Genomic DNA, 19100 nt, shown 5'->3' on the forward strand with positions numbered 1-19100 from the left:
AATTATTAAAAAAGGAATCACGTTAGTGATTCCCCATCCGTGTGGCAAAACGAATTCTTTTACTTTCCGATTTCTACATACCTGCCCTTGGGCAAATCAGGCATTTCACCGGATGCGCTTCTTTGACCCACGGGTTTGCCGAGTACGTTGAAGATTCTGCTTCCGGGTTTGCCGTGTCTCGACTTTTCAAGGTTTGAAATGACGGTGGTCTTTCCGCCAATGGTTATTGTGATTTCGAAGGTGACTTGCTTGTTCCCGTAAACGACGGCCTGCTTCACAACATAAGTTTCCCCGGCCGAGACCTTGTTCGGCATGTGCCCAATCTTGGTTGTCATGGTTGCAAGGTCTACGTTAGAGAAAACGATACTTGTGCCGTTCGGATCCCAAGCGACGATTTTGCCGTCCGAATCAAACCAGTGTCCGGTCCCTTCGCCAGTGGTGCGGCTGTTGAGCGTTCCATCGGGTTCCACTCCGTAGAATGTTGCTTTGTCGCCAAATTCGTTTTGCTTGATGCCTAAAATCTGGGCGACTTCGCTGCCTTTCAAGTCGAGGGTCACGTAAGCGTAGTTGTTGTCAAGTGGGAGTGTTACGTCGAGGGCGATTTTTTGAACGGTGAGTTCAGCGACGCTGCTGGAACTTGCCGGAGTCGAAGAGCTTGAAACCGGTTCGGGACAGTTTCCGCCGATGCAGAAGGTGAGCGTTTCGCCGGGGGTTCCAATGTCGGTAATCTTGAGGCCTGTTGTGGAGCCGTTATACCAGCGGATAGCGGGGTAGGCGTCATCTGAAAATTCCGGGTAGGAACCGCTCTTGAAGAACGTGTTGGCGGTGCTGCCTGGACTTGGCCATTGATCGCCCGGGTTGTCGCTTGATTTTCCCGCCGCGCTGGCATGCACGATTCGGAGTCCGAGCTTGTCTGCAGCGGAATTGCCTTCAATCGAAAAATCGTAGTGTTGCATCAAGAGGCCGCTACCTGCAAGCACCTTGTTGCGGCCCGTGTTGCGTACGTAAGACCACACCAATCCTTCTTGGTTTGGCCTGTTTGGGTTCTTGTAGCGGTAGCAGAATTCGCCGGGCTTGGTGGTTTCGAAACTCACGTCGTCACTCGTGATGTCGATAAACGGAATCCAGCCTTGGTCTGCACGGAAAAAGTCATTGATGGCTACCGGGTTCCAGTCGTTTGCGCGGTTGCCCATGGTGCAGTAATCTCCGTACCAATAAAGGTCCGGCCAGCCAAAAATCATGTGCCCGCTTTCGTGTACAAAGACGTATATCGAAAATTTGCCTGGCATGTCCGTCATTTGGTGGTGGGTGAGCTTTACGCCGTCGCGCCTTTCGTTGGACCATCCGGAATGCGGCCACAGGCCCTGCCCCCATGTTTGGCCTTCGCCGGCGTACACGATGTTGATTGCTTCAGTGGTGCCGTCTTTGTCATTGTCGTAGCGTGAAAAATCAACCTGAGAATCAAAATACGCGAACACCTCTTTCATTAGGGAATCGGACCCTGTGTATCCCGGCAGGCTTTCGTACCAAGATTTAGGATGCTTAGCGCGATACCATCCGTAGACTTCGTTGGTGAGGTCCAGTTGCCCGTTTGAAACGTCTAAATAGTAGTCGCGCACAGAACCGTTGCAACCGTCTCTATTGAAACCTTCTTTGTTCAGCCATTCTTCGACTTCGCTTACGGTGACAGGTGCAGCCTTGTCTGAAAAATCGACAAGGAGCGTGAGACTGTAGATTTTGCCCTTGGGGGCGGCGTAGTGGCCTTTCGTTTGTGTTGCAACGGCTCTCGCTAAACCGGAACTGGACGCGCTTGCTTTGGATCCGGTGAATGTCGGGCGGGCTTCTTCGGGCCATTCCTGGACGCGTTTCCCCTGATACACGATGTCTGCAAAAAGCATCGTCGGGAATAATAATGAGCCTAATAACAGGCCAAATGCAATTTTGGTTTTCATAAACATCCCATTTTCTTTAAACCACCAAATATGGAAATACATTTTTTTACGGCGAGGGGAACTCTTTGTCCGTTTTTTATTACATTTCAGAGCATAAAATATTCCTAATTCCCCCAAAAAATTATGTCTAAATTCAAACGCATTCTTCTCAAGCTCAGTGGCGAAGCCCTCGCAGGCGAAAAGGGCCACGGTATCGACAACCAGATTCTCTCTGACATGGCGTCCGAAATTGCCTCCATCGTCAAGCAGGGCGTGCAAGTCGCTCTCGTCATTGGCGGCGGCAATCTCGTCCGCGGCATTTCCGCTTCTGCAGGCGGCATGAACCGCGCCCAGGGCGACGCCATGGGCATGCTTGGCACCGTGATGAACGGCCTCGCCATGCAAGATGCTCTCGACAAGCAGGGTGTTGACTCTGTAGTGATGTCTGCTATCCGCATGGAACCGGTTTGCGAATTCTTCGACCGCCGCAAGGCTCTCAAGCTTCTCTCCGCGGGCTCCGTGGTTATCTTCTCTGCAGGTACCGGCAATCCGTTCTTCACCACGGACAGCTGCGCGGCTCTCCGCGCTATCGAAAGCGAATGCGATGTGATTATGAAGGCTACTAAGGTCGACGGCATCTACACCGCAGACCCGGTCAAGGATCCGACTGCCACCCGCTTTGACGACATCAGCTACAAGGAAGTCATTTCCCGCGGCCTCAAGGTCATGGATACCGCAGCAGTTGCTCTCTGCATGGAAAACAACATGCCCATCTTCGTGTTCAAGATGGAAAAGGGTAACCTGACCCGCGCCGCCGTCCAAGGCGACCTCGGCACGCTGGTGCACTGCTAATTTTCACTTGTCATTCCCGGCTAGACCGGGAATCGCCTTGTCTTTTAAATCAAGCTGTATTTCTGGCTTCGTCCGCCCTTGTTTTCGGGGCGGACGATTTCTTTTTGAATCAAGTCCTGAATGTCGCGGAGTGCGGAATCGTGGCTCGTGCCGGTAAAGGCGGCTACTTCTTTCACCGAGAATATCGCCGGAAGCTCTCCGCTCCAAACGGCTTCGATAATCTTGCGCTCGCGGGCGCTTAAATCAGCCTGCTGGTTCTTTTGCAGGAACTGCATTTTCTTGAGGGCGTCAGCAGTTTCTTTGCTGCATTCTTCAATGGATTCTCGCATGGCGTTCAAGAACCACAAAATCCATTCCGTCAAGTCGCCGTTTCCGGCCTGCGCCTTGAATAAAGTTTGTATGTAATTCTCGCGGTCCTTCAAGATTTGTTCATTCAATGCATACTGGCAGCGAGTGGTATCTTCGCTTCGGGCCAAGAGCATCGCGCTTAAGGCGCGGGCAATGCGTCCGTTGCCGTCTTCAAAGGGGCGAATCGTCAAAAACCAGAAGTGGGCAATGGCCGCTTTAATCGCGCCGTCTTGCGTTGAATTTTCAAACCAGTCCATAAAGCGTTCCATTTCGTGTGGAATGCGCTCCGGGCTCACGCCAGTAAAAGTCCCTGCAATGCTTTCCTTGGTCCTGTAGCTTTTTACCTTATTTTGGCCAATGGCTGCATGCCATGCGAACAGGCGCTCTTCGGTAAGGGGGAGCTTGGCGTTTTGAATGGCGCCGACAAAATTTCGAATGTCGTTCTTGGCGGAATTCTTCTTTTGAATCTCGCTCTCCAGCTTTTGTGCATCCAGGGTGATTCCGTCGAGGGCGTAGTTTGCGGCAATGTCTTTGGCAAGCATGCGCGTCTCGAAATCCGAATCGCAAACCAAGTCGGCAACGCCCACAAGGGTGCCTTCGAGCAAACGCGTCTGGCCCAGGGCGTCTATGACGCTCTGCGCATTGTAGCGAAACTTGGTCCAGTCAGGGTACTGGTGTATGAAAAGCGGCTTAGAAACTATCATTTTACGCAAAATATACGTAGAAAAGCGGAATTTGCAAGCCCAAAATTGGAATGTTCCGACTTGGAATAGGGATTTGACGATTTTTTTAGCCGTTTTTAAAATTCATGTTTATATTAGTTTACAAGATGGATGAAAGGGGCCAAGCGGTTTGAGGTGTTTGCGCTTGGTGAGAGGCTCGGTAGCGGGGTTGGCGTACCGAGCCTCTCCTTTTTTTATCCCCGAATCAATAGGCGCCCTTCTTCTGGTGTTTGAATTTTTATTTTTAGTATATGCAAAAAATCGATACGTGGTACAAGGCCGAGGGCTATTGCCCTGTTGAAGAATTTGAACTCGCAAGCTACCTGCTTTTCGAAGCTGGCGTGGCTACACTCGAAGAATTAGACCCCAAGGCAGAAGGCCGCACGGACTTTTGCTTTTATACCGGCGACAAGGCCGAACGCGATCGTATCGTAAACGAATTCCCGCAGTATCATTTTACCGTCAGCGAAGAACCTGCCAAGGATTGGGACAAGTGGTGGCGCGACCGTGCGCAGCCGGTGTCTGTGTCCCCGCATTTGTGGGTGCGTCCGCCTTGGGTTGAATTTACTCCCGATGACCCGAAAGCCGTGGTGCTTGAACTGGAAGCAAAGACTGCTTTCGGTACAGGCGAACACGATACCACCAGCAGCTGTGCCACCTTGATGGAATCTATTGATTTCAATGGCAAGACGGTGCTTGATATCGGTACGGGTACGGGCATTTTGGCCATGTACGCTCGCCGTTTGGGCGCCCGCATGGCGGTGGGTACCGAAATTGATCCGCTGACCATTCCTTGCATTGCCGAAAACTTCGAACGCAACGGCTTTGAAAAGAGCGACTGCATTCTCGGCTTCCTGGATGCATTCAAAGATGGCGCCAAGTTCGACGTGATTCTCTGCAACATGATCCGCAGTGAACTCTGGCCGCTCCGCGATGACATCGAAGACCTGCTCGCCGCAGGCGGTGAACTCATTATCTCGGGCCAGCTCCTCACCGAAAAGGATTATATCCTCAAGTGGTTCGAAGAAGCCGGCTTCAAAGTCAAAGAAGAAAGAGTAAGCGGCGAATGGTGGAGTGTGCTTGCACACTCTTAAATGAGCCGCGTAGTAGGGAAAAAAAATAAGGCTCGGCTTTTGGCCGAGCTTTTTTTATTCGTCTAGTTCAGGATCTGGATCAGGATTTGGAGGGGGCGATGCTATGTAAGCTTCATAATCGGCTTGGTTTGATTCCACCCAATTATATACTTCATCGCTTATGGTGCACTTCCAGTAGCTAATGGTTATTCCAATACGATTGCTTATGGGCTCATTCTTGATTTCATTTACATTGCTTTCTGCGCAGGTTGAGAGTACTGTGGTGTCGTATTCGGTAAACCAGTCAAGAAGTTCTTGCTTGCTTTGGTCGGTGATGGTTGCATCTTCACCGTTCTTGACTGTAACTGTCTTGTCGCCGCAGGTTAGCGTGTAATTGCCGGTCTTGTTGTCGTCTTCATCCAGTTCGTCAGCGACAGTGCAGCTTTCTCCACTGTCCCCTTTCAGCCCATCCTTGAGGGTAATGGTGCTATTGCCGCAAGTAACGGTGTATTCGCCAGTAAGCTTGCCATCTTCATCCTTGATGGCTTCAACGGAGCAACCGTCGCCCGTGTCGCCCTTGGCTCCATTCAAGATAGTTCCCTTTTCCTCGTTGCCGCACATGATGACAAAACCCTTGCCGTCTTCTTTGCCGTTTTTATCGGTAGTGGGAACTGCAGTGCAGCTTTCACCATCATTGCCATTCTTGACTGTAACGGTCTTGCCGTCGCAGGTCAGCGTGTAGTTGCCTGTCTTGTTGTCGTCTTCGTCCAGTTCATCGGCGACAGTGCAGCTTTCTCCGTTGTCACCCTTCAGGCCGTCCTTAAGGGTGATGGTGCTATCGCCGCAAGTAACGGAGTATTCGCCGGTAAGCTTGCCATCTTCATCCTTGATGGCTTCGACGGAGCAACCGTCACCTGTGTCGCCCTTGTCTCCGTTGGTCCCGTTCAGGATCGTGCCCTTTTCTACACCGCCGCACATGATGACAAAGCCCTTGCCGTCTTCTTTACCGTTTTTATCGGTCGTGGGAACGGCGGTGCAGCTAGTCCCGTCATTGCCATTCTTGACAGTAACAGTCTTACCATCGCAGGTTAGTGTGTAATTGCCGGTCTTGTTATTGTCTTCGTCTATTTCGTCGGCAATTGTGCAGTTTTCTCCACTGTCTCCCTTCAGACCATCCTTAAGAGTAACGGTGCTTTTGCCGCAAGTAACGGTGTATTCACCGGTATAATTTCCTAGCGTGTTCGTTTTTGCGATAATGGAGCATCCGTCTCCCTTGTCGCCTGGGTCGCCTTTGTCACCCTTGGCACCGTTTGTGAGAGAACCAATCAATTTGTCTGCGCATATCACGTCAAAACCGGTTGTTGTTGCGATTGCCGTACAACTGGTTCCGTTTGTACCGTGCTGAAGAACTCCTACAGAAACTCCATCGCAGATAATTGCGTAACCGTTTACTACTTCTTCCGCAATGCAGCTGGCCCCATCGTTACCGTTTTGGAGCGTTCCAATCAAGTTCCCGTCGCACATGACGGAATAGCTGATGTTTTGGCCGAATTCGTCCTTGTTGGGAACCGCAATACACCCAGCACCATCAGTACCGTTAATACCGTCAATGCCGTTGTTTCCGGAAAGATTTTTCCAGAATGTTGTGTTGCAAAAAAATACCGCACCGGAATCTGCAACATATATCATCTGTCCTGCGTTAGCGGCTTCGCACTCAGGTAATTCGGATACGTTTCCAACGGTGGACAATCCTGAATCGTTTTTTGAAGAGGTGTCGTCACCGCATGCAAAAAACAAGCATGCAGAGGATAGTGCGACGATGTAAGGAATCAGTTTTTTCACGTGTCTACCTTAATTTCTATTGAACATTTGCCTGGCAATTGCCTGGGCGTCTTAAAATTTCAATTTTTTGAATTGCAAAATCGGACTTGTTTAGTTCTTCCAACGAGAATGTCATGGTCTGTGTTGCCTGACAGTGGGTTTTAATTTTGGATTCCCAAGTGTCGTAGAAGTCAAAATCGAATGTCATGAACGAGTCTGTATTGCTTTTTATTGAAGCTCGAGCGTGGGCGATTCCAGTTGGATTTAATGCTGTTCCTTGAATTCGAATTTGGTAGGAATATCCGTAATGAAGGTTTATGGAATTCTTGATCGAAATGGAACTGATGTCGTTAATGGTGTTATTTGTCTTAAATTGAAGCTCGCAAAAATTAGCACTGTTAATTCCAATTTTTGCAGTTGCTTCGCCCAATGCTTCAATTTCCCAAGCCTTGGTACTACAGGAATTTCTGAAGTTTCCTCCAGAAAGGATATTTACAGGTTCCAATTCCTGGGCAGGAGGCTGATTGTTGCTGGAAATAGAAGAATTGCTCTCCATAGAAGAGAGTGGATACCATATGTTGGACTGACAACGGTATACATAGCCTGTGGGATTATATGACTGAACAGCACCTTCTTCGCAGAATACAAACCAATTGTTTTGTAGGCAAACGAACGAAATGAGGCTGGAGTCGGCTAATACCTGATAGGCTATTCGGCCTTCAACGCAAATTCTTTGTGCGTTCAGTTCCGTTAAGTAGTTTTCTTGTTCCTGCCAGGCGGCATCCTGGCTTCCCCAGGTGTTTTCCACATTTGCCTGATAGTCGGTGCAGGCCACCATCCCAAGGAACGGAATAAAGTATAAAGTCTTCTTTACCATAATAATCCTTAGAACAGGAAGGTGATTCCCATGCCCACAAGTCCGGCAGCCGCAATACCGATAGCGATATTACGTTTGGTCTGGTAGTTCCCGGCGTCGTCGTAGGACTGCTTGTAGGTACTGTGATTTATTGGAATTCTGTTGGCTGCGTCGCTTGCTTTGTTGTCAAAAATGACAGCGAAAATGCCTCCTGTAATAGCGACGCCAGCGCAAATGGAAAGCGGAATCCAATGAATCTTGAAGCTTGATTGCTGAGTTTGTGATTTGGTTTGGGGTGCGGGTGCCGCTGCAGCAGCTGCTTGTTCCGCAGCTTTGGCTTGTTTTATTTTTTGCTGTTCAGCTTTCAGCTGGTCAATCTTTTGCTGTTCAGTCTTAGCTTGGTTTGCTTTTTGCTGATAGGCTTTATCAAGGGCTGCTTTCTGTTTTTTTGCTGTGGCCAGTTCCGCCTTTATTTGGGCGAGCTTTGCTTGTTCTGCTCTTACTTGCTTGGAGGATGTTGTTCCGTTGCAAGATTGTTCCACAGGAACCAAGCCGAACTGAGTGCTGGCAGTGGAATTGTCCACAGGAATTAAGTCAAAGTTTTCGGTTGCAGAGCCATTGTCTACGGGAATCAAGTCAAAGTTTTCAGTTGCAGGGGTGTTGTCCACGGGAATTAAGTCAAATTGAGTACTGGCAGTGGAATTGTCCGCAGGAATTATGTCAATTTGTTGGGTTGTGGTTTCCGTCGAGACAGTTGTGTTCCATTCGTCGAAATGGTTTGTGTTTTGCTGAACGGAAGGGGCGTTTTGCACATAAGTCTGTTGGGTATTTGCTGGCTGCTTTGAATGTGCTTGCCTACGGACTGCAGCTTTTTTTTCTTCCTTGGTTTTGTATTTATCTGTTGCGAAATCCGAAGACTTGTTTTCGTCCCCCCAAAGGTCATCTTGAGTGGATGCACCCCACAAGTCGTCTGCATTTGAAGCGCAGACGGCAAATAGGATTGAAAATAGGAATAGCAGGCGTTTTGTCATTTGAATAATTAGAAGGAGTGCTTCAGACTGGTCTTGAATGCGTAAGCAGAATAGTCGTATTTGCCGGTTCCGAAAACCATTGCGGAGAATTCTTCTTCAATAAAAGTATGTTTCACGATTTCGAAATTGAATCCGCCGAAAATAGCAACTCCGAAGTCGAATCGGTCTCCGGCATATACCTCTTCATTCTGGTAATAGTAACCATACCAATCGTAGACTTCTCTTTCTCTTGCAATCTTACTTTCGGTAATCATGGTTGCGGCTTCTGCACCGATAAACCAAATGAAGCTAGGTTTTGCGTTGAAGTCTGCTTCGGTTGCAAAATTCAGTTCAAAACCCGGCTTTAGAGTGATGTTGCCGTTATAGGATTCTTCCGTAGAACTGAAAGTATAGTTTAAGCCTAATTCAGTGCTCCAGGCAAAATGCTTGGAAAGAATCAATGCGCGTTGTACACCCGCATGGATATATTCAGTATAGTAATCTGCGCCGATGGGGATGGCTCCTTCTACAAACAGCAGATTTTTTTCGTTGAATTGAAAACGGATACTTGCAATGGGATTCGGCATGCCGGATGGATCGTTAAACTGGTATCCCAGATTCATAAGTGCGAATTCTAGGGAGGTGCCTATAACATAGCGTGCGTTGATGTCAAATCTGTGAACATCAGCATCACCAAATGCTATGAAATGACTAGCCTTTACGGTCAAGCCCGCATCAGAATCCTTTAGCGGAAAATATCCCCATGTAGCAAAAGAGAGTGAAACTCCTAGAAGGGATAGAATGAGAAACTTTTTGAACATGGAAATATCTTTCCTATGAGGAAATCTTAGTTATTGTTGGAATTTAGTAGTTGCTCTGATTAATCGGGTTGCAGGGCTGGCAGCCACAGGTGACACATGCGCATGGAACGCAGGCGGGTGCAGGTTCAGTGGGCTTGCCTACAACGACAACCTTTGATTCCTGGGATGTTGCGTTTTTCTTGGGAGTCCACTTCTTTGCTTCGTCAATGGTCAACGGGGTGTAAGAAACGGCGAGACCGGAGTATTTGCAAGAATAGGATGTTGCAGCACCCTTCTGGATGGTGGTTTCTTCCATGCTGACATCAATTATGTCGTCTGCGGAGGGATAAATCTTTGTGACGTACTTGAAAAATTCGACGGCAGAACAGCGGCTGTCGACCTTTGTAGCTACCATTCCAAGGGCGTCCATACGTTCTGCGCCGTAGGCTTCGAATTTTGCAGAACCGACGGGCGTAATTGTGTTGATCTTTTCTTCGTTATTGCTTTTGATTAATGCACAACCGGAAAGCATGAAAACGCTGATCAATGCGAGCAAGAGTACTTTGGTATTCATTTTATTCCCTTTCCTTTGTGTCTATCTGGTGTAGTAGGCATCGTTAGAGGTTTGATTAGTATTTTCTTCAACCTGTTCGGTATTTTCTTCTACCGGCGGTTGCTCTTCAGTAACTTCTTGCTGTGCTTCGGATTCTTCCACGGTTGCTTCCGAATTGGCATCATTCATGGCGAAGAAATCCTTCCATTTCAGGAACTCTTCTGGATTAATAGACTTGTAATTAACAGCCAGTGCGGAGTACTTGCAGGAAAAACTGGAATTTCCTGCGTTTTTGACTTCAGTTTCTTCCATGCGGATATTGACGATGTCAGACACGTTTTTGTACTTTGCAACAGCAGCTTTTGCTACGTCAGACACGGAGCAGCGGTCTTCGGTCTTGATGAAGACGGGACCGAGAGTTTGCATGTTCGAAGCGCTGAAAGCACGAATGCGAACATCTTGAGGGTGGCTGTATTTGTCGATTTCTGTAACGCGGACTGAGGTTGACGACAGTGCGCAACCTTCGAGGGCGATTGCAGAAAGAATTGCCAAAGAAAAGGCGGAAATTTTATTCATTGTTTACGTTCCTTTACGAATTGTAAAGAAATATAATACAATTGTGTATATTTTTCAATACATAAGTAACAAAAAACTTACATTTATATTCTCGCCGATGCCGGCGAAAGTCGTATCCATATATATGGATATGACCGAGCCTAGCATTTGGCAATCTCACGAAGTGAGATTGCCATGGTGGAGTGTGCTGGCGGTGAACGCCTAAGCGTTATTTTCCGCGGCGGAAAGAGCTAAACTGCACCGGAGAATTATTCCGTTTTTCATTCCCGCGCTGATTGTCGCGGAAATTGCGGCCCTTGTTGCCACTGGAGTCGCGGCGGTCGCCGTTAAACTTGCGATCGCTATGGAAACTCTTACGTTCTCCATTCCCGAAATTGTTGTTGCGGTTTTCGTCACGGAAGTCGCGGCGTTCGCGATTGTCATCACGACGACCTTCGCGCCTGTCATTGCGCGGTTCGCCAAATTGTGCTGCGCGGCGTTCTTTGCGGGCGGAGTTTTCCCAACGGCCCTTGTCGCCGGTTTTCTGCGGCACGATGGTGACTGCGCGCTGTTCGCGCTTCTGCTGTTCGCGCTGGCGGTATTCTTCGTTTTCTTCGCGTTCCTTGCTCGGGAAGAATTCCTTGCCTTCGGCCTTCGCGCTGCGGCTTAAGAGCAGGCGACCAATCTTGCCGAGTTTCAGGCGTTCAAGCGTCGCGCGAATCTGCGGGCGGTTCTCGGGAATGTACCAGAAGAAGAACTGGCGCTGGCTGCGCTTTTGCTCCGGCGTTTTCGCTACATAAAGCGGCTTGCCGTCCGGTGTCATTTCGCTGTAGAACATCTCGGTCGCAATCGTCATCGGTGTGGGCGTAAAGTCCTGCACCTGCTCCAGCTGGAATCCGAGCTGCTTTGTCTCGAGTGCAAGTTCGGCCATGTCGGCCTCGGTACATCCGGGGTGGCTACTAATAAAGTAAGGAATAATCTGCTGGCGCTTTCCGATGCGTTTGCATTCGTCATCAAAGAATTCCTTGAACTTGTGGAACAGCGTAAAGCTTGGCTTGCGCATCAGCTTGAGCACGGCGTCGCTCGTATGTTCCGGAGCCACCTTCAGGCGTCCGCTCACATGGTAGTCGATGAGCTCGCGGGCGTATTCTTCGTGGTCGCGAATCAGTTCCTTGTCGTCGGTTTCTTGCAGCAGCATGTCGTAACGCACGCCGCTTCCAATGAACAAGTGCTTTACCTTCGGGTGGTTACGCACTTCGCGGTAAAGTTCCAAAAGCTCGTGGTGGTGCGTGTCCATGTTGTCGCAGACTTTCGGGGTCAGGCAACTGGGGCGTGCGCACTTTTGACAACGGCTCGGGTCGCGACCGCGCATGTTGTACATGTTGGCGCTCGGACCGCCCAAATCGGTGATGGTGCCGGCAAAGCCGTCCATTTTCGTAATCAAATCCACTTCGCGCAGAATGCTTTCTCGGCTACGGCTCGCAATGAACTTACCCTGGTGTGCGTTGATGGCGCAAAAACTACATCCGCCAAAACAGCCGCGGTGCGTGTTGATGCTAAACTTAATCATGTCGAACGCAGGCACGTTGCCGCGCTTTCTGTAACGCGGGTGCGGTTCGCGGGCGTAGTTGTATTCAAAGCTTTCGTCCAGCTCGCCGTATTCCAGCGGCGGGTAGGCGGGGTTAATTACCACGGTCTGTTCTGCGACATCTTGCAGAATGCGACGCTGGAACCACTTGTTGCATTCGATGTCTACCCTGCGGCAGTTCTCGATTTGATTGCGCTTGTTGGCGAGGCATTCCTCGTAACTATACAGGCGCATGTCTTCCCACTGCTTGGTCGTAGGAATTTGTCCCTTGGGCGCAAGGTAAGCGGTCTGCGGAATCGAATGCAGGCTGGAGAAAGGTACGCCCTTCTTCAAGAGTCGTACGATTTCTTTCAGCGGCTTTTCGCCCATGCCGTAAACGAGAATGTCGGCTTGCGTATCGAAAAGAATGCTGGGCTTAAGTTTGTCGCTCCAGTAGTCGTAATGCGTCACGCGGCGCAGGCTTGATTCGAGCCCGCCAATGAGTAGCGGCACATCGGGATAGAGCTTCTTTAAAATCTTGGCGTACGTGTAAGTCGCGTAATCGGGGCGGAAACCGGCCTTGTTTCCCGGTGTAAAAGCATCGTCGCTACGCAGGCGCTTGGCGGCGGTGTAATGGTTCACCATGGAATCCATGCCGCTCGAAATCGCGAAGAACATGCGAGGCTTGCCGAGTTTCTTGAAGTCGCGCAAGTCGTCGCGCCAGTTCGGCTGTGGCAAGATTGCCACGCGCAGGCCTTCATGTTCGAAAAGTCGACCGACCACAGCGTGCCCAAAGCAGGGGTGGTCCACGTAGGCGTCCGCGCTAATGATAATCACATCGACATAGTCCCAGCCGAGTTCGTCCAGGTCTTCTTTGCAGATGGGTAAAAAGCGCGGATCGTACATAATAAAAAAGATAGAAAAAGCCACCGATATTTCTGTCGGAGGCTTCTGCTTTAGAGGGATGGAGTCGCTACATAGTCAAATTTTTTAGATAGTTCGTTAAGTCCATATTCGCGGTGTAGCTCACTGGGCATTCAATGATGCTTGGAACATCCTGAGAAAAGGCCTCTTTCAAAGTGTCTGTTAAATCTTCGGTGCGTTCGATGCAAAATGAGCGGCCTAAACAAGCCTTTTCCGCCATTTTCTGTTTCTAAATGTTTGTTTTGTGTACAAGAAATGTAAGGCTATGCAGAAAACGTGACTACAAGAATCTTACACAAAATGTACTTTTTACAGAATTTGCAAGTTTTCTCAACTCATGCCCATCTATTATAGGCAAATTGGATTTCTCCGACGATTGGCACGGCTTTTGCAATTACACAACCGAAACCAACAAGGAGAATTCCTCATGAACATTACCCGTAAGTTTTTATCCACTCTTGCTACTGGCGCATTGGTCCTGGGTGTCTTCGGCCTCATGGGCTGTGAAGACAGCAAGGAAAGTACAACTGTCAAGAAGGAGAGCGAAACCGTCAAGGTGGGCTTGCTTCACTCCCTCACCGGTCCCATGGCCATCAGCGAAAAGTCAGTCCGCGATGCAGAAGTCTTGGCTATCGAACAGATCAACAAGGCCGGTGGCGTTCTTGGCAAGCAGATTGTTTTTGTTGAAGAAGACGGCGCTTCTGAACCGTCCACTTTCGCAACCAAGGCTGAAAAGCTGATCGACATCGAAAAGGTTGCTACTGTATTCGGCTGCTGGACTTCTTCTTCCCGTAAGGCTGTAAAGCCCATTTTCGAAGAATACAAGTCCCTGCTTTGGTATCCGGTGCAGTACGAAGGCATGGAAATGTCTCCCAACATCGTCTACACGGGTGCAGCACCTAACCAGCAGATCGTTCCGGCTATCGAGTACCTGATTTCCAAGGGTTACAAGAAGCTGTTCCTTTTGGGTTCCGACTACGTGTTCCCCCGCACCGCGAACATGATCATCAACGCTCAGGCTAAGGCTGCAGGCGTTGCCGTGGTGGGCGAAGAATACGCCGATATGGATCAGACCGATTTCGCAGCCATCATCGCAAAGATTGAAGCCGCAAAGCCCGATGTCATCGTGAACACCTTGAACGGTACCGGCAACGTTTCTTTCTTCAAGCAGATGTCCGAAAAGAACTACTCCAGCAAGGAATACATGACGATGTCCTTCTCCATTGCTGAAGAAGAAGTGGCTGCCATCGGCCCTGCCATTCTCAAGGGTCACCTGGTTTCCTGGAACTACTACCAGACGACTTCTACTCCTGAAAACGAAGCCTTCGTTGCCGCTTACAAGGCAAAGTTCGGTGAAAAGCGCGTAACTTCTGATCCGGCTGAAGCGGCATACGATGCAGTTTATCTGTGGGCAGAAGCTGTGAAGGTCGCCAAGAGCTTCGAAGTGGATGCAATCCTTACCGCACTCAAGTCTGGAACAATTTCCTTCAAGGCTCCGGAAGGCGTCGTGACGGTTGACGGCAAGTCTCAGCACCTCTCCAAGCCGGTCCGCGTGGGTGAAGTTGCCGAAGACGGCTTGATCAAGGAAGTGTATGCTACCGCTGGCCCCGTGGCCCCGGATCCGTACCTGACGACCTACGATTGGGCGGTAAAGGCCGGTCTCCAGCCGCTGAACTAAATCTCGTTTTGCCATCCTACAATAAGACCGCGGGCTCTCGCGCCCGCATCAACGCAACAGCGGGCCTTAGGGCCCGCGCCCTTTTTGCAAATAAAACTTCAACTTTTTAAACGCATTCGGACCGAGGGTACCTTGGAACAAACCATCAACATCCTTTTTAACGGTTTAAGCCTCAGCTCCATTATTTTGTTGACCTCCTTAGGCCTTGCCATTACCTTTGGCGTAATGCGCGTCATTAACATGGCCCATGGCGAATTCGTCATGATAGGTGCCTACACGACGTTTGTGGTTCAACAGCTTTTCTCAAAGTTCCTGCCCGAATCAATCGGCGGTCTTTACTACTTCGTAGCTATTGCAGCTGCATTCGGCGTTGCATTCGGCCTAGGAAGCCTCCTGGAAAAATTTGTGATTTCCAGACTTTATGGTCGTGAAATCGATACCCTTTTGGCCACATGGGGCATCAGCCTGATTTTGCAACAGGGAGCCCGTTCCATCTTTGGTTCCCAGGGCGTAAACGTTAATGCCCCCGCCTTCCTCAGCGGCGGTATCACTCTTGGAGAATGTACTTTCTCCTACAACAGAATTTTCATTATCCTACTGGTGACCCTTTGCATGGGCGCTGTTTGGCTCGTCATGTACAAGTCTAATTTCGGCTGCCAGATGCGCGCTGTGATGCAGAACCGTCCCATGGCTCAATGCATGGGTATCAACTCCCGTAAGGTGGACAACGTCACCTTCGCCATGGGTTCCGGATTCGCTGGCATTGCAGGCTGCTCCGTAGCCCTCTTGGGTTCCATCGACTCCACCGTTGGCCAAAGCTACATCGTCAACTCCTTTATGGCTGTAGTGCTTGGGGGCGTTGGCAACTTGGCCGGTACTGTCATCGGTTCCAGCATTATCGGCATCAGTTCCATCTTTACTGAAAACTACACCTCTTCCACTATTGCAAAGGCTGTAGTACTTCTTATCGTCATTGTGTTCTTGCAAAAGAGACCCCAAGGCTTGTTTGTTATCAAGAGCAGAAATTTGGATTAAAGGTTTAACGAAGGATTTTAGGTACAACCATGAAGGCTTTAAAACTATTCGAAAGACACGGATCCAACGTTACTTTTGGGATTATCGTTTTTATCCTGGCCATGATGCCTGTGCTCCTGATGCTGGGCGTGGTCAGCAGCGGTTCCACCATTTTGTTCCTGGGCAAGTGCATTAGCTTTGCCATCGTAGCCATCGGTATCGATTTGATCTGGGGCTATACTGGAATTTTGAGCCTTGGTCACGGCTTGTATTTTGCCTTGGGCGGATATGCCATGGCCATGTACCTGAAAATGCAGGCTACCGGCGGACAGATTACGGACTTTATGCACATCGGCGGTTTGACAGAATTGCCTTTTGTCTGGGAGTTTTTCACCCTTTCTCCGGGTAGCTTGCTCTTTGTTGTTATCGCCCCCGCAACTGTTGCATGGATCGTGGGCTACTTCATTTTCAAGAACCGCGTGAAAGGCGTTTATTTTTCCATTATTTCCCAGGCGCTGACTTGGGCCGCATGTTCCCTGTTTATCGCTATGTCCCCCTACACCAACGGTAACGTGGGCATCACCGAAATCAAGTCCATTTTCGGTAGCATCAAGGGCAGTGCAAACCAAGGAAATATGTTCCTGCTTTTTTACGCCGCTCTTATTACTTTAGTTGTAATTTACGCTCTTTCCAAATTCCTGGTGGAACGTAAATTCGGCAAGGTTTTGATCGCTATTCGCGACGGTGAAAACAGAACTTATTTCTCCGGTTATCCTGTAAGCCGCTACAAGACTTTCATCTACGTTCTTTCTGCAGCTTTCGCAGGCATTGCCGGCGCTATCTTCGTGAACTTTAACGGATGTATCACTCCTTCCCAGATGACGATTACCTACTCCATAGGCATGGTAATCTGGGTGGCCATCGGCGGCCGCGGAACCATTATCGGTGCTGTGATTGGAGCTTTTTTCATTAACATCTGCGAATACAACTTGAGCTCCGGTAGTACCGTAGAAGTTTGGCAGTACATTATCGGCATTCTGTTTTGTGCCACCATTCTGTTCTTTAAGGGAGGCATCGTCGGACTTGTTCAAGATAAGGCTCCCAAAATCATTGCAAAAATTCGCACCGGCAAGGTGAAGGCTTAAGGTAGATTATGTCCTACGAAATCGTTTCGAAAGAAGAACTGCATGCAAAGATCGAAAAAGTTGAACCCGTCAAACAGCTTTGTCCCTTTGTTCTTGAAATCGACCATATCTCTGTCTGCTTTGATGGCTTTTACGCCTTGCACAATGTTCATACCAAGGTTAAGAGAAATGACATTCATTTCTTTATTGGTCCTAACGGTGCAGGCAAAACCACTTTGCTGGATATTATCTGTTCCAAGACAAAGCCCACCAGCGGCTGCGTGGTTTTCCACCCGATGTACAAGGATCCCGTGATCTTGACGGGTATGAAGGAATACAAGATTGTCTGGCTTGGAATAGGCAGGAAATTCCAAGTGCCTTCTGTGTTTGTCAACTTGACTGTGGAAGAAAACATGATTCTCTCTTTGAAAAAAGGCAAGAGAATTGTGGATGCCATTCTTCGCAAGCCCAAGAAGGAAGAAATGGACCACATTGAAGAAACCTTGCAGAAGGTTGGTCTTGCCGACAAACGCAATTGGCGTGCCGGTTCCTTGGCTCATGGCGAAAAGCAATGGCTTGAAATCGCTATGCAGCTGGTGCAAAAACCGGAAGTCATTATGTTGGACGAGCCCGCCGCAGGCATGGGCAAGCCCGAGACTTTCAAGACCGGCGAAATCTTGAAGGAAATCAAGAAAGAATGCACCGTTATCGTTATTGAACACGATATGGATTTTGTCAAGCAGATTGCAGACAAAGTAACTGTTCTTCACGAAGGGAAAATTCTGATGGAAGGCGGTGTGAAAGAAGTGCTAGCTGATCCCACCGTACAAAAGGTTTACTTGGGTCGCGGTGGCGAATAGGAGATTTTTATGCTTTACTTGAAAAACATGGATTCTTATTACGGTGAAAGTAAGGTCATCGAAGGCCTCTCTCTGGATATTCCCAAGGGAAAGATTGTCAGCCTTATCGGCCGTAACGGCGTTGGCAAAAGCACTACTTTGAAGAGCATTATGGGCTTGGTCAAGACCGGTCCCGAAACATCCCTCCTTTTTGACGGCAAGGAAATTGCCGGCTTGCCTGCATACGAACGCGTTCGCCGCGGCATCGGCTATGTTCCCCAGGGCCGCGATATCTTCCCGCAGATGACTGTTCTTGAAAACTTGGAGTTGGGCGTGCAACCTAAACTTGGCCGCGGCGAGAAAGTGGGCAAGAACAAGATTCCCGAATACTTGTACGATTTGTTCCCTATTCTTCCTAAGTTTGCCAAACGCAGGGGCGGAGATCTTTCTGGAGGCCAGCAGCAGCAACTTGCCATCGCCCGCGCCTTGGTGCAGGATCCTAAAATCTTGATTTTGGACGAGCCCACCGAAGGTATTCAGCCCTCCATCATTAACGACATTGGCCGCGCCATTCGCAAGATTAACGAATGGAAAGGCATTACCGTATTGCTGGTGGAACAGTACCTGGATTTTGTCATGGAAAATAGCCACTACATCAACATTATGGAAAAGGGCAACATCATTTTCCACAAGGAAACTTCCCTTTGCGAAAAGGCTAAAGTCCAGAAACTGATGACGGATTAATTATGCATTTAACTCCCAGAGAAACTGAAAAGCTGATGCTGCATTACGCAGGAATCGTTGCAAGCGAAAGGTTACAGCGAGGTTTAAAGCTTAACTATCCCGAGGCTATCGCCTACATTTCTAGCAAACTATTGGAACTGGCCCGCGACGGCAAATCTGTTGCAGACTTGATGTCAGAAGGCCGCAAGATGCTCTCCGCAGATCAGGTTCTTGATGGCGTTGCAGAAATGATTCACGAAGTCCAGCTGGAAGCTACTTTCCCCGATGGCACCAAGCTTGTCACCGTACACGATCCCATTCCCACCACCGGAAAAATCATTCCCGGCGAAGTCCTTGTGGAAGACGGGTTCATCGAATTGAACGTCGGCAAGAAAACCATCATTTTGGACGTCACCAATACCGCGGATCGCCCTGTTCAGGTAGGTTCCCACTTCCATTTCTTCGAAGTCAACAAGAAATTGGATTTTGATCGCACGGCCGCCTACGGCATGCGTCTCGATATTCCCGCAGGCACTGCCGTTCGCTTTGAACCTGGCGAAACAAAGACCGTGAACCTGGTGGAAATCGGCGGCTCTCGCGAAGGCCACGGCTTGAATGGCTTGGTGGAAGGCTTGATGGACGACGAAAAGATTAAATCCGCGGCGTTAGACAGGGCTTCTGCAGAAAAATTCGCAGGCGCATAAAGGCGG

At 49.2% G+C, this 19100-nt stretch carries 17 protein-coding genes; 8 read left to right on the plus strand and 9 right to left on the minus strand.

Going from position 1 to position 19100, the window contains the following annotated elements:
- Nucleotides 1–59: 59 nt before the first annotated feature.
- A complete protein-coding gene (locus QOL41_RS11265) occupies nucleotides 60–1952 on the minus strand; it encodes a M6 family metalloprotease domain-containing protein (RefSeq protein ID WP_283429837.1) in 1893 nt (630 codons plus the stop codon).
- Nucleotides 1953–2075: 123 nt separating this feature from the next.
- On the opposite strand from QOL41_RS11265, the gene pyrH reads away from it, so the two are divergent.
- Nucleotides 2076–2783, plus strand: a complete 708-nt coding sequence (gene pyrH / locus QOL41_RS11270; protein WP_088657641.1) for a UMP kinase — start codon at nucleotides 2076–2078, stop codon at nucleotides 2781–2783.
- Nucleotides 2784–2827: 44 nt separating this feature from the next.
- On the opposite strand, the gene QOL41_RS11275 is transcribed toward pyrH, so the two are convergent.
- The gene (locus tag QOL41_RS11275; RefSeq protein ID WP_283429838.1) at nucleotides 2828–3835 is read right to left on the minus strand and encodes a Fic family protein; all 1008 of its coding nucleotides are present in this window, start codon (nucleotides 3833–3835) and stop codon (nucleotides 2828–2830) included.
- A gap of 269 nt (nucleotides 3836–4104) precedes the next feature.
- Here QOL41_RS11275 and QOL41_RS11280 point away from each other — a divergent pair, with 269 nt between their 5' ends.
- Nucleotides 4105–4947 carry a 50S ribosomal protein L11 methyltransferase gene (locus tag QOL41_RS11280; protein ID WP_283429839.1) on the plus strand — a complete coding sequence of 281 codons (843 nt, stop codon included), beginning with the start codon at nucleotides 4105–4107 and terminating at the stop codon, nucleotides 4945–4947.
- A gap of 54 nt (nucleotides 4948–5001) precedes the next feature.
- Here the strand turns inward: QOL41_RS11280 and QOL41_RS11285 are convergent, their stop codons facing one another.
- The 7 genes from QOL41_RS11285 to QOL41_RS11315 all read right to left on the minus strand — a co-directional run bounded on the left by QOL41_RS11285 (nucleotide 5002) and on the right by QOL41_RS11315 (nucleotide 12994).
- Complete coding sequence (locus tag QOL41_RS11285; protein WP_283429840.1) at nucleotides 5002–6768, minus strand: hypothetical protein; 1767 nt, start codon at nucleotides 6766–6768, stop codon at nucleotides 5002–5004.
- Between the two features lie 16 nt (nucleotides 6769–6784).
- On the minus strand, nucleotides 6785–7624 hold the full coding sequence (locus QOL41_RS11290) for a hypothetical protein (protein WP_283429841.1): 840 nt from the start codon (nucleotides 7622–7624) through the stop codon (nucleotides 6785–6787).
- Between the two features lie 8 nt (nucleotides 7625–7632).
- Nucleotides 7633–8634, minus strand: a complete 1002-nt coding sequence (locus QOL41_RS11295) for a hypothetical protein (RefSeq protein WP_283429842.1) — start codon at nucleotides 8632–8634, stop codon at nucleotides 7633–7635.
- An 8-nt stretch (nucleotides 8635–8642) separates the two neighbouring features.
- Nucleotides 8643–9236 (minus strand): hypothetical protein, encoded by a 594-nt coding sequence (locus QOL41_RS11300; protein ID WP_283429843.1) that lies wholly within the window; start codon nucleotides 9234–9236, stop codon nucleotides 8643–8645.
- A gap of 241 nt (nucleotides 9237–9477) precedes the next feature.
- Nucleotides 9478–9987: a hypothetical protein gene (locus QOL41_RS11305; protein WP_283429844.1), complete on the minus strand. Its 510-nt coding sequence runs from the start codon at nucleotides 9985–9987 to the stop codon at nucleotides 9478–9480.
- A 21-nt stretch (nucleotides 9988–10008) separates the two neighbouring features.
- On the minus strand, nucleotides 10009–10542 hold the full coding sequence (locus QOL41_RS11310; protein WP_283429845.1) for a hypothetical protein: 534 nt from the start codon (nucleotides 10540–10542) through the stop codon (nucleotides 10009–10011).
- Between the two features lie 208 nt (nucleotides 10543–10750).
- Complete coding sequence (locus tag QOL41_RS11315; RefSeq protein ID WP_283429846.1) at nucleotides 10751–12994, minus strand: YgiQ family radical SAM protein; 2244 nt, start codon at nucleotides 12992–12994, stop codon at nucleotides 10751–10753.
- A gap of 445 nt (nucleotides 12995–13439) precedes the next feature.
- Here QOL41_RS11315 and urtA point away from each other — a divergent pair, with 445 nt between their 5' ends.
- The 6 genes from urtA (at nucleotide 13440) to ureA (ending at nucleotide 19094) form a co-directional block, all read left to right on the plus strand.
- Entirely contained in the window at nucleotides 13440–14690 is a 1251-nt protein-coding gene (gene urtA / locus QOL41_RS11320) for an urea ABC transporter substrate-binding protein (protein ID WP_283429847.1), read from the plus strand.
- 132 nt (nucleotides 14691–14822) lie between these two features.
- Nucleotides 14823–15725, plus strand: coding sequence for an urea ABC transporter permease subunit UrtB (urtB, locus tag QOL41_RS11325; RefSeq protein WP_283429848.1), 903 nt, complete (start codon nucleotides 14823–14825; stop codon nucleotides 15723–15725).
- A gap of 29 nt (nucleotides 15726–15754) precedes the next feature.
- Complete coding sequence (gene urtC, locus QOL41_RS11330) at nucleotides 15755–16849, plus strand: urea ABC transporter permease subunit UrtC (protein WP_283429849.1); 1095 nt, start codon at nucleotides 15755–15757, stop codon at nucleotides 16847–16849.
- Nucleotides 16850–16857: 8 nt separating this feature from the next.
- Nucleotides 16858–17688 carry an urea ABC transporter ATP-binding protein UrtD gene (gene urtD / locus QOL41_RS11335; protein WP_283429850.1) on the plus strand — a complete coding sequence of 277 codons (831 nt, stop codon included), beginning with the start codon at nucleotides 16858–16860 and terminating at the stop codon, nucleotides 17686–17688.
- Between the two features lie 9 nt (nucleotides 17689–17697).
- Nucleotides 17698–18411, plus strand: coding sequence for an urea ABC transporter ATP-binding subunit UrtE (urtE, locus tag QOL41_RS11340; protein ID WP_283429851.1), 714 nt, complete (start codon nucleotides 17698–17700; stop codon nucleotides 18409–18411).
- A gap of 2 nt (nucleotides 18412–18413) precedes the next feature.
- Nucleotides 18414–19094, plus strand: a complete 681-nt coding sequence (gene ureA / locus QOL41_RS11345) for an urease subunit gamma (protein ID WP_283429852.1) — start codon at nucleotides 18414–18416, stop codon at nucleotides 19092–19094.
- Nucleotides 19095–19100 lie beyond the last annotated feature (6 nt).

The sequence above is a fragment of the Fibrobacter sp. UWB10 genome, from assembly GCF_900182935.1.
GTDB lineage: Bacteria > Fibrobacterota > Fibrobacteria > Fibrobacterales > Fibrobacteraceae > Fibrobacter > Fibrobacter succinogenes_O.

Bases quoted from the DNA above. Each gene is read 5' to 3' on its own strand.
- QOL41_RS11265 (WP_283429837.1), bottom strand. From the start codon at position 1,952: ATGAAAACCAAAATTGCATTTGGCCTGTTATTAGGCTCATTATTATTC.
- pyrH (WP_088657641.1), top strand. From the start codon at position 2,076: ATGTCTAAATTCAAACGCATTCTTCTCAAGCTCAGTGGCGAAGCCCTC.
- QOL41_RS11275 (WP_283429838.1), bottom strand. From the start codon at position 3,835: ATGATAGTTTCTAAGCCGCTTTTCATACACCAGTACCCTGACTGGACC.
- QOL41_RS11280 (WP_283429839.1), top strand. From the start codon at position 4,105: ATGCAAAAAATCGATACGTGGTACAAGGCCGAGGGCTATTGCCCTGTT.
- QOL41_RS11290 (WP_283429841.1), bottom strand. From the start codon at position 7,624: ATGGTAAAGAAGACTTTATACTTTATTCCGTTCCTTGGGATGGTGGCC.
- QOL41_RS11295 (WP_283429842.1), bottom strand. From the start codon at position 8,634: ATGACAAAACGCCTGCTATTCCTATTTTCAATCCTATTTGCCGTCTGC.
- QOL41_RS11300 (WP_283429843.1), bottom strand. From the start codon at position 9,236: ATGAATCTGGGATACCAGTTTAACGATCCATCCGGCATGCCGAATCCC.
- QOL41_RS11305 (WP_283429844.1), bottom strand. From the start codon at position 9,987: ATGAATACCAAAGTACTCTTGCTCGCATTGATCAGCGTTTTCATGCTT.
- QOL41_RS11310 (WP_283429845.1), bottom strand. From the start codon at position 10,542: ATGAATAAAATTTCCGCCTTTTCTTTGGCAATTCTTTCTGCAATCGCC.
- QOL41_RS11315 (WP_283429846.1), bottom strand. From the start codon at position 12,994: ATGTACGATCCGCGCTTTTTACCCATCTGCAAAGAAGACCTGGACGAA.
- urtA (WP_283429847.1), top strand. From the start codon at position 13,440: ATGAACATTACCCGTAAGTTTTTATCCACTCTTGCTACTGGCGCATTG.
- urtC (WP_283429849.1), top strand. From the start codon at position 15,755: ATGAAGGCTTTAAAACTATTCGAAAGACACGGATCCAACGTTACTTTT.
- urtD (WP_283429850.1), top strand. From the start codon at position 16,858: ATGTCCTACGAAATCGTTTCGAAAGAAGAACTGCATGCAAAGATCGAA.
- urtE (WP_283429851.1), top strand. From the start codon at position 17,698: ATGCTTTACTTGAAAAACATGGATTCTTATTACGGTGAAAGTAAGGTC.
- ureA (WP_283429852.1), top strand. From the start codon at position 18,414: ATGCATTTAACTCCCAGAGAAACTGAAAAGCTGATGCTGCATTACGCA.